Annotated in this window: 13 protein-coding genes and 1 pseudogene; 1 reads left to right on the top strand and 13 read right to left on the bottom strand. The window is 69.1% G+C overall.

The window, feature by feature from the left end; genetic code table 11:
* Positions 1-111: 111 nt before the first annotated feature.
* The 9 genes and pseudogenes from HL658_RS30080 to HL658_RS30045 form a co-directional block, all read right to left on the bottom strand.
* Complete coding sequence (locus HL658_RS30080; RefSeq protein ID WP_180286221.1) at positions 112-1,158, bottom strand: TRAP transporter substrate-binding protein; 1,047 nt, start codon at positions 1,156-1,158, stop codon at positions 112-114.
* A 66-nt stretch (positions 1,159-1,224) separates the two neighbouring features.
* The gene (locus tag HL658_RS30075; RefSeq protein WP_180286222.1) at positions 1,225-2,004 is read right to left on the bottom strand and encodes a FadR/GntR family transcriptional regulator; all 780 of its coding nucleotides are present in this window, start codon (positions 2,002-2,004) and stop codon (positions 1,225-1,227) included.
* A 134-nt stretch (positions 2,005-2,138) separates the two neighbouring features.
* Positions 2,139-2,792 carry a bifunctional metallophosphatase/5'-nucleotidase gene (locus HL658_RS38280; protein WP_425485393.1) on the bottom strand — a complete coding sequence of 218 codons (654 nt, stop codon included), beginning with the start codon at positions 2,790-2,792 and terminating at the stop codon, positions 2,139-2,141.
* Between the two features lie 246 nt (positions 2,793-3,038).
* Positions 3,039-3,752 (bottom strand): annotated as a pseudogene (locus tag HL658_RS38275) (metallophosphoesterase); the annotation flags it as partial.
* Between the two features lie 108 nt (positions 3,753-3,860).
* Positions 3,861-4,397, bottom strand: a complete 537-nt coding sequence (locus HL658_RS30065; protein WP_180286224.1) for a hypothetical protein — start codon at positions 4,395-4,397, stop codon at positions 3,861-3,863.
* Positions 4,397-5,332, bottom strand: coding sequence for a hypothetical protein (locus HL658_RS30060; RefSeq protein ID WP_180286225.1), 936 nt, complete (start codon positions 5,330-5,332; stop codon positions 4,397-4,399). Before HL658_RS30060 ends, HL658_RS30065 begins: the two co-directional genes overlap by 1 nt.
* Positions 5,333-5,394: 62 nt before the next feature.
* The gene (locus HL658_RS30055; protein WP_180286226.1) at positions 5,395-5,685 is read right to left on the bottom strand and encodes an acylphosphatase; all 291 of its coding nucleotides are present in this window, start codon (positions 5,683-5,685) and stop codon (positions 5,395-5,397) included.
* A gap of 11 nt (positions 5,686-5,696) precedes the next feature.
* Positions 5,697-5,951: a 2TM domain-containing protein gene (locus HL658_RS37450; RefSeq protein WP_180286227.1), complete on the bottom strand. Its 255-nt coding sequence runs from the start codon at positions 5,949-5,951 to the stop codon at positions 5,697-5,699.
* On the bottom strand, positions 5,948-7,660 hold the full coding sequence (locus tag HL658_RS30045) for a long-chain-fatty-acid--CoA ligase (protein WP_180286228.1): 1,713 nt from the start codon (positions 7,658-7,660) through the stop codon (positions 5,948-5,950). The genes HL658_RS37450 and HL658_RS30045 overlap by 4 nt, the downstream gene beginning before the upstream one ends.
* Before the next feature lie 181 nt (positions 7,661-7,841).
* Here HL658_RS30045 and HL658_RS37885 point away from each other — a divergent pair, with 181 nt between their 5' ends.
* Positions 7,842-8,369, top strand: coding sequence for a cold-shock protein (locus tag HL658_RS37885; RefSeq protein ID WP_180286229.1), 528 nt, complete (start codon positions 7,842-7,844; stop codon positions 8,367-8,369).
* A 16-nt stretch (positions 8,370-8,385) separates the two neighbouring features.
* Here the strand turns inward: HL658_RS37885 and HL658_RS30035 are convergent, their stop codons facing one another.
* From HL658_RS30035 to HL658_RS30020, 4 genes are all read right to left on the bottom strand, one after another.
* Positions 8,386-8,811, bottom strand: a complete 426-nt coding sequence (locus tag HL658_RS30035; protein ID WP_180286230.1) for a bacteriohemerythrin — start codon at positions 8,809-8,811, stop codon at positions 8,386-8,388.
* 166 nt (positions 8,812-8,977) lie between these two features.
* Positions 8,978-11,668: a pyruvate, phosphate dikinase gene (gene ppdK, locus HL658_RS30030; RefSeq protein ID WP_180286231.1), complete on the bottom strand. Its 2,691-nt coding sequence runs from the start codon at positions 11,666-11,668 to the stop codon at positions 8,978-8,980.
* Positions 11,669-11,869: 201 nt separating this feature from the next.
* Entirely contained in the window at positions 11,870-12,511 is a 642-nt protein-coding gene (locus tag HL658_RS30025) for an outer membrane protein (RefSeq protein ID WP_180286232.1), read from the bottom strand.
* A 111-nt stretch (positions 12,512-12,622) separates the two neighbouring features.
* A partial coding sequence (locus HL658_RS30020; protein WP_180287696.1) for a helix-turn-helix domain-containing protein occupies positions 12,623-12,943 on the bottom strand: 321 nt, incomplete at its 5' end.

The raw sequence follows: 12,943 nt of genomic DNA, 5'->3' as shown, positions 1-12,943 counted from the left end.
CCCCCACCTCAACCCTCCCCCGCCGGGCGGGGGGGAGGGCCTGTTTCTCCTCCCCCCGCCGGGGGGGAGGTCGGGAGGGGGCCGATGCCGGCGCTTGCCCGGCAACACCGGTCACATCAGGCCGCGGCCCTTCAGGAAGTCGGTGACCGAGCCGTAGAACTCCTTGGTGATGGCGTTCTTCTCGGCCCACTTTTCCCATTCCTGGCGTGCGATGTTGCGGAACTTGGCGCGTTCCTCAGCCGGCAGGTCGATGATGTGGATGTTCGGATCCTTCCGCGCCTCGTTCGCGGCCTGGAGATCGAGGGCCTTGAGGCGGGAGATCGCCTGATAGGCCAGGGCATCGACCGAGGTCTTGAGGATCGCCTTGAGATCGGCCGGCAGCCCGTCCCAGATCTGCTTGTTGATCGAAACGTCGACCATCGGCAGCGAATGGAAGCCGGGGTAGCTCGGATAGGGAGCGAACTTGTGCAGGCCCATCGTGTGGTTGGTCGCGAACACGGTGTAGTCGGCGGCGTCGATCACGCCCTTCTCGAGCGCGGTGTAGACCTCCGACCCCGGCAGGTTCACCGGGGCGGCACCGGCCTTGGCGAAGATGTCGTAGACCATGCCCTCCGGCGCGCGGACCTTCAGCCCCTTCATGTCGGCGACGGAGCGGATCGGCTTCTTCGACGGGAACGATTCCAGGCCGGTCGCCATCGCGCCGATGAGATGAAGTCCGTACGGCTCGACCAGCTTGTTGTAGATCGCCTCGCCGCCGCCGAACTTCATGTATTCCAGGAACTCCATCGGGTCGCCCCACGCCCCGACCAGGTTGCCCATCATGCCGAAGGCCGGGTTCTTGCCGGAGAAGTAGCTGGGATCGGTCAGATGGCCCTGGAGGATGCCGGAGCCGACGGCGTCGAGCGTCTGGTTGTGCGGCACCACGGCACCGGTCGGCAGGATCTCGATCTTGATCCGGCCGCCGCTCATCGCCTCGACGTTCTTGGCCCAGTCCTGCTTGATCTTGTATTGCGGCTCGCCGGCCGTCTCCGAGGTCTGGAAGGTCCAGTTGTACTTGGCCTGGGCGCGCGCTTCGGGAGCGGTGGCCAGACCGATCATCGCGGCCATGGTGAGGCCGCCGGTGAGCGTCAGCAGTTTGGAGATCGTCGCACCGATCATGGATTCCTCCTCTTCCCTCTTCTGGAATGGCCCGGCGCTTTCCGTGCCCGGGTCGGTTCTCCGCCGTCAGCGGCCGAGTTGGGCCTTCAACACGGCGACCAGCGGATGTTCGGCGTCGCCCGCGAGGCCCAAATCCAGCGCGGTGCGGTTCATGACGTTCAGCGTGGCCGCGAAGGCGCCGTCGGCGTCGCGCAGCCGGATGCATTCCATCAGATGGCGGTGGCGGCCCAGGCTGTCGCGGAGCTCGTCGGCGGTGTCGTTGCTGCGCCTGATCACCAGCGTGATCGCCGGCCGCATGATGTGGGACAGCTGCGCCCACACCGCGTTGCGCGTGCCGCGGAAGATGGCGACGTGGAACTCCACGTCGTAGTCGGTGAAGCTGCGCCCTTCCCAGGTCATGACGCTGCTGCCGACCGCCTTCTCCATGCCGGTGTACGCCTCCTCCATCGCGAGAAGGTCGCGCGCGCCGGCGTTGCGGGCGGCGAGTGCGGCGATCAGCGGCTCGGCGGCGTGGCGGAATTCGAAGATGTCGCGGATGAAGTCGGGCGTCGGAATGCCGTAATCGACCAGCCAGCGGGTGACCAGCGGATCAAGGATGTTCCAGTCGCGATAGTCCTGGACGATCGTTCCCTGCCCGGCGAAGCGGCTGACGATGCCGCGCGCGACCAGCGACTGCAGCCCGCTGCGCACGGAGGCGCGGCTGACCTCGTAGCGGTCGCACAGCTCGGTCTCCTTGGGCAGCAGTTCGCCCGGCCGGATCGATCCGGAAAACAGCGGATGCGCCAGACGTTCGGCGATCTCGTCGCCGAGCGCGCGCTCGGTTTCGGCCTGACGTATGGGCAGCATGATTGTTTCCATCCCTGACGGACCAGACCATAGGCCATGTCAGACATGGAGACAAGAAAGTCGGAGCAGAATGAGTCGTGAATCGACTCTGCACCGCAGCAAGGGTTTGCTGCGGTGCGGCCGAAACACGAACGTCACTCCATCCGGGTGATCCGCCCATCCAGTGCCGGGGCGACCGGGCTGCGCGCCTTGATGTAGTCGGCGACCACGCCTTCCAGCTCGGGGCCGTAGTCGTAGAAGACCTTGGCCTTGGCGAGGTTGACGTAGCCGTCGCCGCCCTTGCGGACGAAGTCGTTGGTGAAGACGGTGTAGGTCGCCGCCGGGTCGAGCGGCGCCCAGGCGCCCGCCTTGTCGCGCACCTCGACCTTCTGGATGCGCTGCCCCTCCGGCTTGGCCGGCGCGAAGCTGTAGCGCAGGCCGGCGACCTGCGGGAAGCGGCCGGTGCCGGGCGCGTTCGGGTCGTGGGCGCGGGCGACGCCGGCCTCCAGATCCTTCAGCAGGTCGGCGCCGGTCACCTCGGCGGTGGCGACGCTGTTGGAGAAGGGCAGCACCTCCAGGATCTGGCCCATGGTCACCGCGCCGGCCGGGATGCTGGAGCGGATGCCGCCGCCGTTCTGGATGGCGACCGCGGTGCCCTTGTAGCCGCCCTTGGCGGTGGCGTGGGCCAGCAGCGCGTCGCTGATCAGGTCACCCATCACGCATTCCCGGAAGCGGCAGGAGGAGCTGGCGCCCACCAGCTCGACCTTGGACTCGCCGACGGGCGTGCGGCGCAGCGTCTCCAGCGGCACGTTGAGCTGGCGCACCTTCTCCTTCACCACAGGGTCGGGCACCACCTCGGCGCCGATCAGCTTGGCGTCGCCGGTCCAGGACTTGACCACGCCCTTGTCATCGAAGACGACGTCGAGCTGGCCCAGATGGGTGCTGTACGCGCCCGCCTGCACCACCAGCACCGGCGCGCCCGACGGTGACTTGCCGACATACGGGTAGGGGCCGGCGGCCTTCGGGTCGGAGTTGGAGAGCAGCGTGTGGCTGTGCCCGCCGACGAACACGTCCACCCCGTCCACCGTCGCGGCCAGCGTCTGGTCGACCGAATAGCCGACATGGGTCAGCGCGATGATCTTGTTGACACCCTGGCGGCGCAGCGCGTCCACCGCGGCCTGCAGCGACTTCGCCTCGTCCGCGAAACCCACGGTCGGGCCGGGGCTGGAGGCGGTCGGCGTTTCCACCGTGGTCAGGCCGACGATGCCGATCCGTTGTCCGCCGCGGGTCACGACGGTGGAGGGCTTGATGCGGCCGCGCAGCGCCGGCTGCTTGGCGGTGACGATGTTGGCGCTGATCACCGGCCAGGTGACGCGGCTCAGGTAGCTGGAGAGACCCTGGGGGCCGTCGTCGAACTCGTGGTTGCCGATGGTCTGGGCATCCGGCTTCAGCAGGTCCAGGATGGTGTAGACGACCGCGTCCTTGAACTGGTTGTAGAACAGCGTGCCCTGGAACTGGTCGCCGGCGTCGAGGAACAGCGCGTTGCCGGTGCGCAGCTCCTTCAGCCTGGTGGCGAGCCGGGCGGCACCGCCCACGCATTTGTTCCCCGCGGCGTCCTTCGCGGTGCACAGCGTGCCGGTCGCCGTCGTCTCGTCGTAGCGGGCGTGCACGTCGTTCACATGCAGGATGCGCAGCGGAAATTCCTGCGCCGCCGCCGGCCATGCGGTCGCGGCGGTGAGCGCCAGTCCCAGGAGGAGTCGTTTCGCCATGAGGCCCGTCCCTGTAGCGGGGTGTTGTCCGGCGGGGCGCGGTCGGCCCCGGTGCCTTCAGCATAGCACCGATCGCCGGGGGCGCGAGGCTGCGGCGCGGTTTCGCGGTCAGCGATAGCCGCCACCGGCCGGCGGGCGCGCCGGCGGTGCTCCGGGGCCTTGGCGATCGCCGGCGGCGGGGTTGTCGTTGAGCAGGCGCAGATCCTCGTTGTCCATCGCCAGCACCACGCAGGCCGTGCTGTCGCCGTTGCGGAACAGGTAGATCTTCCTGCGGTCGGCCCGCTTCTTGGGATCGCGCAGGTTGGTGCCATGGCCGAAGGCGACGCCCAGCACATCGGTCTGGAAGATGGCCCGGTACTGCATCGGGAACAGCTGGGTGAATTCCCGGTTGGCGCAGGCGCGGCTCAGATCCTTGTCCACCTTGCCGGCCTTGCGCCAGTCCTGGGTGGAGCGGATCACCACGTACTGCGGCGGCAGGGGGAATTTGGTGACCGGCGGAGCGAGTGGAAGCTGATAGCCGCCGGGCGGCACCGGTGGCTGGTGGCCGGGCTCGGTGCGCGTCAACGGCGGCTGCTGTGCCGCCGCCGTCGTGGACAGCAGGGCGAACGCGGCGAGCGCCGCGACGCGTGTCGAACGCCCGGCCATCACGCCAGGATGCTGACCCCCGCCGTGGCCGGGGTCGCTGCGGGCTCGGTGGCGGCGTCGGGCTTGCCGGCGCCGAAGGCGGTCTTGATGGCGGCCGACAGGTCGAGCGACAGCGTCACGCCCTCCCCATCCCCGCGCTTGGAGCTGGCGGACAGCCGGGCCAGCCCTTCCATGGCGTCGTCCAGCGTGCCGTCCTTCAACGCCGAGCCCAGATGCTTCATCAGGCCGGACAGTTCCTCCTCGGTGAAGCCCTTGGCGTCCACGGTCAGCCCCTGGCTCTCGGCGTTGACCCGGGTGTCGCTGCTGCTGCCCGACAGCACGGTGCTGCGCCCGTTGGTGATCACGCTGGTCTGCGACTCGGAACGGGCCAGATCCAGCGACGCGCTGTCGTAGGTGATGGTGAGCGACTTGCCCTCGTGCTCGATGGTCAGCTCGATGTTCTTCGCCTCGACCGACAGGGTCTCCGACTGGCGCTGCTCCTGGGCGGCGGCGATGACGTTGGCCTTCTCCTCGTCGCCGAAGCGGCTGCGGAAGCCCTTCAGGGCTTCCTTGCGGGACTCCTCGTCCATGCCGAATGCTTCGAGCAGGCGGCCCAGGTCGCGCTCCATCGCCTGCATGACGCCGTCGAGCTGCTTGGCGAACTCCTCCGTGAAGTCGGCGATGCCCTGCATCCGCGACAGCGCGTCGTCGGCGCGCGACACGCCGTCCTTGGCGCGGTCGCTGGCGCCCTTGCTCATGTCGCGCAGCCGGCCGGTCAGGTCCTCGAGGCTGGCGCTGAGCAGGAAGGCGGGGTCGGAGGCGTCCTTGCGCGGGGCCGATTCGCTGGCCTTCACGTCGGCCGAGGCCCTGCCCTCGGCCTTCGTCTTGGCGTCGGCGGCGCGGGTGAAGGCCTTTGCCAGCATGTCCTTGACGGTCCCGAGGTCCGTTCCGATCACGACCGCCTCCACCGGCATCCAATGCGAAACAATCAGACTAGGTCATGGGCCCTAACGGAAGCCTAATGGGTCGGCCGCTGCTCGAACCGCCCCGGTCCCGGATCGGCGGCGGGCTCGGTCGCCACGTCGCGCACCACGGCCGCCGGCGGGCCGCGGCGGCAGGCCTCGACCATCCGGTCGACAGCCTCCGCGGGCCCGGCGAACAGCGCCTCCACCGTGCCGTCCGAGCGGTTGCGCACCCAGCCGGACAGCCCCAGCCCGACCGCCGTCTCGACCGTCCAGCCGCGGTACCAGACCCCCTGGACCCGCCCGGCGATCACCGCCCGCACCGCCTTGCGCCGTTCCCCGTCCATCGTCGCCGTCCTCAGCCCCGCCCGCGCCCGATCAGCCCCATGGCATAGGCCGCGTGCAGCGCCAGCGGCGCGCCCCAGCCGACCATCACCAGCAGGAACCACGGGGTCTGCGGCGCCAGCCAGGCATTGACCGGCACGATCACCACCAACACGGCGAAATAGGCGAGCAGATGGTTGAGGAACCCCCTCAACCGCCGTTTGGCGGCGCGGTCCCCGTCGGTCGGTTCGTTCAGATCGGTCGGTTCGGTCGGGGAGGGTTCGCTCACGCGGCCTTTCCCTCCTGCTGCCGGCGCGCCTCCTCCTCGTCCAGCAAGGCCTTGCGGGACAGCTTGCCGATCATGGTCTTGGGCAACTGGTCACGGAACTCCACCTGCTTGGGCATCTCGATGGGGGAGAGCTTGTCCTTTAGGAAGGCGGTCAGATCCTCCTTCGTCAGGCTCTGCCCGTCGGCCAGCTTGATGTAGGCCTTCACGGTCTGGCCGCGGTAGTCGTCCGGCAGGCCGGCGACCACGCATTCGTCCACCGCCGGGTGCAGGTAGATCGCCTCCTCCACGTTGCGGGGGTAGACGTTGAAGCCGCTGCACAGGATCATGTCCTTGATGCGATCAACAATGGCGACGTAGCCATCCTCGTCCATGATGCCGACATCGCCGGTGTGCAGCCGCCCGCCCTCCAGCACCTCGGCGGTTTCCTGCGGGCGGTTCCAGTAGCCTTTCATCACCTGCGGGCCGCGGATGCAGACCTCCCCCTTCTCGCCGGTGGGCAGGACGCTGTTGCGGTCCTCCAGGCTGACGATCTCGACCACCGTGCCGGGCAGCGGCAGCCCGATGGACCCCGCCTTGTTCGCACCCTTGGCCGGGTTGCAGGTGGCGATCGGCGCCGACTCGGTCAGGCCGTAACCCTCCACCAGCGTGCAGCCGGTCAGCCGGATGAAGGCCTCGCGCACCTCCACCGGCAGCGGCGCCCCGCCGGAGATGCAGTAGCGGATCGAGGACAGGTCGTACTTCGCCAGGTCCGTCCGGTGGTTGATGGCGGTGTAGATGGTGGGCACCGCGGGGAACAGCGTCGGCTTCTTCGCGTCGATCGTCTCCATCACCTGGGTCAGGTCGAAGCGCGGCAGCAGCACGATCTCCGCCCCCAGCCGGACCGCGAAGTTCATCACCGCGGTCATGGCGAAGACATGGAAGAAGGGCAGCACGCCCAGCATCCGCTCCTGCCCCGGCCGGGCGCCGGGGAACCACAGCGCCGCCTGCTCGGTGTTGGCGGTCAGGTTGGCGTGGGTCAGCATGGCGCCCTTGGGCACGCCGGTGGTGCCGCCGGTGTATTGCAGCACCGCCACGTCCGTGGCCGGGTCGATGGCGACCGGTGCCGGATGCCCGGCGCCCGAGCGCAGGGCCGACCAGCGCACGTGACGCTCGTCCTGCGGAATGCTCGCCACCTCCGCCCGCTTGGCGATGGGGAACAGCCAGTTCTTGGGGAAGGGCAGGATGTCCGCCATGCGGCCGATGACCAGACGTTTCAGCGTCGTGGTGCCCAGCATGGGGGCCAGCTTGTCGTAGAGCAGCTTCAGGTCCAGCGTCACCATCAGCGTCACGCCGGAATCGGCGATCTGGTGCCGGATCTCGCGGTCCGCGTAGAGCGGGTTGAAGTTCACCACGGTGCCGCCGGCCTTCAGCACGGCGTAATAGGCGATCACGAAATAGGGTGTGTTGGGCAGGAACAGCCCGACCCGGTCGCCCTTGCCCACGCCGATCCGCTGCAGCCCCGCCGCCACCTGATCGACCTCCCGCGCCACGGCGGCGTAGGTCCAGCGCTTGCCCAGGAAATCCAGGAAAGGCCGGTCGGCGTAGCGAGCGGCCGAGTCGTCCAGCAGCGCCGGCACCGGCCGGGCCGCGATCGGCGCGTGCCAGTCCACGTCGTCGGGATAGATGCGGTCCCACGGGTGTGAACGGTGCATCGTCGAAGCGTCGCCCATGATGGTTTCTCCCTGGTCCGGGGTGTACGGCACCCCGTCTCTTTTGTTTCCCTTATTAGAGATGATCGGATGCGCGGATGAAAACAAGCCTTTGAGAGAGTAACAAAATTGCGCTGGAGTCCCTTCTCCGGATGTGGGTACCATCGGGTGCCGGTTCTGCGGGAAGGGAGGGATCGGACCCATGCAGCGCTCTGACCGGAACCACCCGGATACCACCGCCGGCGACCCGGGTGTGGGCCCCGAAACGGGTGTGGAGGTGCGCGCCCGCGTGAAGTGGTTCGACCCGGCCCGCGGCTTCGGCTTCGTGTCGCCGCTGGACGGTTCCCGCGACGCCTTCCTGCACATCGCCGTGCTCAACCGCGCCGGTCTGCATGCCATCGCCGACGGGGCGGAGGTGCTGTGCCGCCTCGTTCCCGGCCCGCGCGGCGCGCAGGTCGAACAGCTTCTGGAGGTCCTGGATTCGGGCGCGGTTGCCCCCGGTCCCGACGCACCGCCGCCGGGTCAGGAGCTGACCGGCACGGTGAAGTGGTACAAGCCCGACAAGGGTTTCGGCTTCGTGCTGGCGGACGACGGCGGCAAGGACGTGTTCGTGCACAAGAGCGTGCTGCGCCGCTGCCGGCTCGGCGCGCTCGACACCGGCCAGCGCGTGACCATGCGCGTGCGGGATGCGCTGCGTGGGCGGGAGGCGGTGTGGGTGGCGTTCCTGTGAGGATGGGCTGGCGGCGTCACGCCGGTACCGCCAGCCCGATGGTTCCCGCCAGGAAGGCGCTGAGTTTCCGGTCCTCGCGGTCGATGTGGTCGAGCACCCACAGCCCCACGAACTCCACGATGCCGGAGACCGGCGGTGGGTCCGGGGCCTCGTCGAGCAGCGCGATGTACTTGTTGAGCTGCTCCAGAAGCGCGTCGTGCTCCTCCTGGTGTTCCCGGATGCCCGGATAGTGGAGCCGGCGCATCAGAGCGTCCTCGTGGTCGAAATGCTGGCAGGCGAGCGCCACCAGCTCGTCGAGCCGTGCGCGGAGGGTGGCGGTGTCAGTCGGTGCCTCGGGTTCGGCCAGACTGCGGAAGAGGTCGAGGAGCATGCGGTGTTCGTGGTCGATGACCGGGTCGCCGACGTCGAAGGACTCGCCCCAATCCATCACAAGGTGGCGCATCGCCGTTCTCCTGCCGGCGTCACCGGCCGCGGGCGCGGCCAGCCGTGTTTTTCATTCGAACGCTATAGAATAATATACAGCCTATCCCATAAAGACGAAACGCGCGTCCGGTCGCAGGTGACCGGACGCGCGCATCAAATGGACGTGGCGCGGGTGAGAGCGGCAATCAGTCGCGCTTGACGGTGTCCGACGCCAGCGCCGCCTGGGCCGCCGCCAGCCGGGCGATCGGCACGCGGTAGGGCGAGCAGGAGACATAGTCGAGCCCGACCGCCTCGCAGATGGTGATGGAGGCCGGGTCGCCGCCATGCTCGCCGCAGATGCCGAGCTTCAGGCCGGGCCGCACGGCCCGCCCGCGCTCGGCACCCAGCTTCATCAGCTCGCCCACCCCGTCGGCGTCCAGCGTGGCGAACGGGTCATGCTCCAGGATGCCCTGGCGCTGGTAGTCGGGCAGGAAGCTCGCCGAGTCGTCACGGCTGATGCCGAAGGCGGTCTGGGTCAGGTCGTTGGTGCCGAAGCTGAAGAACTCCGCCGTCTCGGCGATCTCGCCGGCGCGCAGTGCGGCCCGCGGGAGCTCGATCATGGTGCCGACGAGATAGTCCAGCTCCTGCCCGGTGGCGGCGGACACCTCCTTGGCCGCGCGGTCCACCACGTCCTTCAGGATGTCCAGCTCCTTCCGGGTGGCGATCAGCGGGATCATGATCTCCGGGGTCACGGGATTGCCGCCCTTGGCGACCTCGGCCGCCGCGCTGAAGATGGCGCGCGCCTGCATCTCGTAGATCTCGGGGAAGGTGATGCCCAGCCGGCAGCCGCGGTGGCCCAGCATGGGGTTGGTCTCGTGGAGCTGGAGCGAGCGGTGCTCCACCCGCTGGAGGTCGGTGCCGGCGGCCTCGGCCACCTCGCGCATCTCCTCCTCGGTCTTGGGCAGGAACTCGTGCAGCGGCGGGTCGAGCAGGCGGATGGTCACCGGCAGCCCGGCCATGATGGTGAACAGCTCGACGAAGTCCTGTTTCTGGAACGGCTCCAGCTTGGCCAGCGCCCGGCGCCGCCCGGCCTCGTCCTCGGCCAGGATCATCTCGCGCACCGCCAGGATGCGGGCCGGGTCGAAGAACATGTGCTCGGTGCGGCACAGCCCGATGCCCTCCGCCCCGAACTTGCGGGCGGTGCGGGCGTCCAGCGGCGTCTCGGCGTTGGTGCGCACCTTCATCCGGCGCAGGCCGTCGGCCCAGCCCATCAGCGTGGCGAAGTCGCCCGACAGTTCCGGCTGGATGGTGGGGACCGCACCCAGCATCACCTCGCCGGTGGAGCCGTCGATGGTGATCAGGTCACCCTCCTTCACGGTGACGTTGCGCACCATGATGGTCTTGGCCTTGTGGTCGATGCGCAGCTCGCCGGCACCCGACACGCAGGCGCGGCCCATGCCGCGGGCGACGACCGCCGCGTGGCTGGTCATGCCGCCGCGGGTGGTCAGGATGCCCTGGGCGGCGTGCATGCCGTGGATGTCCTCGGGGCTGGTCTCGACGCGGCAGAGGATCACCGCCTCGCCCAGCGCCGCCTGCGCCTCCGCCTCGTCGGCGGTGAAGATCACCTTGCCGGACGCGGCACCCGGCGAGGCCGGCAGGCCCTTGGCGATCACGGTGCGCTCCGCCTTCGGGTCGAGCGTGGGGTGCAGGAGCTGGTCGAGCGAGGCCGGGTCGATGCGCTTCACCGCCTCGGTGCGGTCGATCAGACCTTCGGTCGCCATGTCCACCGCGATGCGCAGCGCGGCCGGCGCGGTGCGCTTGCCGGTGCGGGTCTGCAGCATGAACAGCGTGCCCTGCTGCACCGTGAACTCGATGTCCTGCATGTCGCGGTAGTGCCGCTCCAGCTTCAGCCGCACGGCGTCGAGCTGATGGAAGACCTCCGGCATCACCTCTTCCATGGCGGGCAGGTCGGAGTGGTTGGCCTGCTTGCCGGCGATGGTCAGGTGCTGGGGCGTGCGGATGCCGGCCACCACGTCCTCGCCCTGGGCGTTGACGAGGTATTCGCCGTAGAAGGCGTTCTCGCCGGTGGACGGGTTGCGGGTGAAGGCCACGCCGGTGGCGCAGTCGTCGCCCATGTTGCCGAACACCATGGACTGCACGTTCACCGCCGTGCCCCAGCTCGCCGGGATGTCGTGCAGGCGGCGGTAGGTGTTGGCGCGGGCGTTCATCCAGGAGCCGAAGACGGCGCCGATGGCGCCCCACAGCTGCTCCTCCGGGTCCTGCGGGAAGGGCCGGCCCAGCTCGTCCTCGACCACCTTCTTGTAGCCCTTGATCACCGTCTGCCAGTCGTCGGCGGACAGCTCGGTGTCGAGCGTCAGGTTGCGGTCGCGCTTGACGTTCTCAAGTATGTCCTCGAAGTGGTGGTGATCGACGTCCAGCACCACGTTCGAGTACATCTGGATGAAGCGGCGGTAGCTGTCGAAGGCGAAGCGGGAATCGCCCGAGCGCTTGGCGAGGCCCTGCGCCGTGATGTCGTTCAGGCCGAGGTTCAGCACCGTGTCCATCATGCCCGGCATGGACGCCCGCGCGCCGGAGCGCACCGACACCAGCAGCGGGTTGGCCGGGTCGCCGAACCTGGCGCCCATCGCCTCCTCGATGGCAGCCAGCGCCGCGGCCACCTGGTCCTTCAGCTCGGGCGGATAGCTCTTGCCGTTGGCGTAGAAATAGGTGCAGACCTCGGTGGTGATGGTGAAGCCCGGCGGTACGGGCAGACCAAGGTTGGCCATCTCGGCCAGATTGGCACCCTTGCCGCCCAGCAGGTTCTTCATGTCCGCCCGGCCTTCGGTCTTTCCCGCGCCGAAGCTGTAGACCCACTTGTTCTCGCCCTGGCTCGCCATCTCGATTCCCCTTCGAGGATCCTCGCGCGCAGCGCCGCACCCCCGTGGTGCCGCGCCGCCGGTTCACGGTTCGCAGGCGAACCGTGGTGCGCGGGAGTAGAGCAATCCGGCGCGCGCGGTGCAAGCGGGTTGGTGGGCGATGCAACCGTCCCGGACGAGGTTTCCCCGATCGGGCGGGGAGGGGGCGAATGGGCGGTCACATCACCACAGCGACCGCGTCACCCCGACCACCAGCGCGTGCGCGCGGGTCTCGCTGTCGTAGAAGTAGCCCTCGCGGTCGCTGAAGACGGGGGAGGAGGTGCCGAACCAGCGGTATTCCAGGCTGCTGCTCCACAGCGGGGCGAGCCGCGCGCTGACTCCCGCCATCGCCTGGTAGGCGAAGGCCCAGGAGCGGTCGTCGGTGAACACCGTGCCGTCGGCGCGTACGTCCTGTTGCGCCAGGGACGCCGCACCGATGCCAATGCCGAAATAGGGCGTGAAGCGGCCGCCGGTGGGAATGTCGAGATAGGCGTTGACCATGCCCGCGGTGGCGCCGGCGGAGCCGCCGGCACCCGAGCCGGGCATCACCAGCGCCACCTCGTGCTGGCGGTGGGACAGCTCCAGCTCCACCCGCAGCCAGTCGCGGGGCTGGGTGCCGACGGCGAGGCCGGCCAGCCAGCCGTTGTCGAAGCCGATGTCGCGGTCGGGCTTGGCGTCGTGGTGGTAGTCGACGGGCATATCGCGCAGGTTGCTCCAGCCGCCGCGCACGGCGACATAGGGCTGGGACAGGAAACGGGGTTCCTCGGACAGGGCGCCGACCAGCGGCAGGCAGACGAGGAGGAAGGCGAGCAGGGCGAGGCGCATGGCGGTTGCTCCGGATGGCGCGTTGGTTGCGCCCTTCCTGCGCCGGCAACGCGGCGGCCGTCTCGCCGGGTTCGGCGGTGGTCTGGCCGATTTCGGAATCGGCGCGGTTTTTCAGTCTTCGGCGATGGTTTCCGAGTGCGTACGGCCAAGCGCGGCGCGGCGGTGCTCGGTCGGGGTGGTGCCGAAGCGCGCGCGGAAGGCGCGGTTGAAGGGGCCGATCGAGCCGTACCCCAGATCGAGCGCGATGGTCAGCACGGGTGTGCGCGCCTGCGCGGCGTCGGCGAGCCGGGTCGCCGCGGCTTCCAGCCGGTGCGCGTTGAGGAAGGCGGCGAAGTTGCGGTGCCCGAGCCGGCCGTTGATCAGCCGGCGCAGCCGGTATTCCGGCACCCCGACCTGCGCCGCCAGGGCGCCCACCGTCAGGCCGGTGTTGCG

Source organism: Azospirillum oleiclasticum (assembly GCF_013423485.1).
GTDB classification, from domain to species: Bacteria; Pseudomonadota; Alphaproteobacteria; order Azospirillales; family Azospirillaceae; genus Azospirillum; species Azospirillum oleiclasticum.
The sequence above is the reverse complement of the archived record's forward strand: the minus strand, read 5'-3'. Positions and strand labels throughout refer to the sequence as shown.

Bases quoted from the DNA above. Each gene is read 5' to 3' on its own strand.
- HL658_RS30080 (WP_180286221.1), bottom strand. From the start codon at position 1,158: ATGATCGGTGCGACGATCTCCAAACTGCTGACGCTCACCGGCGGCCTC.
- HL658_RS30075 (WP_180286222.1), bottom strand. From the start codon at position 2,004: ATGCTGCCCATACGTCAGGCCGAAACCGAGCGCGCGCTCGGCGACGAG.
- HL658_RS30065 (WP_180286224.1), bottom strand. From the start codon at position 4,397: ATGGCCGGGCGTTCGACACGCGTCGCGGCGCTCGCCGCGTTCGCCCTG.
- HL658_RS30055 (WP_180286226.1), bottom strand. From the start codon at position 5,685: ATGGACGGGGAACGGCGCAAGGCGGTGCGGGCGGTGATCGCCGGGCGG.
- HL658_RS30045 (WP_180286228.1), bottom strand. From the start codon at position 7,660: ATGGGCGACGCTTCGACGATGCACCGTTCACACCCGTGGGACCGCATC.
- HL658_RS37885 (WP_180286229.1), top strand. From the start codon at position 7,842: ATGCAGCGCTCTGACCGGAACCACCCGGATACCACCGCCGGCGACCCG.
- HL658_RS30035 (WP_180286230.1), bottom strand. From the start codon at position 8,811: ATGCGCCACCTTGTGATGGATTGGGGCGAGTCCTTCGACGTCGGCGAC.
- ppdK (WP_180286231.1), bottom strand. From the start codon at position 11,668: ATGGCGAGCCAGGGCGAGAACAAGTGGGTCTACAGCTTCGGCGCGGGA.
- HL658_RS30025 (WP_180286232.1), bottom strand. From the start codon at position 12,511: ATGCGCCTCGCCCTGCTCGCCTTCCTCCTCGTCTGCCTGCCGCTGGTC.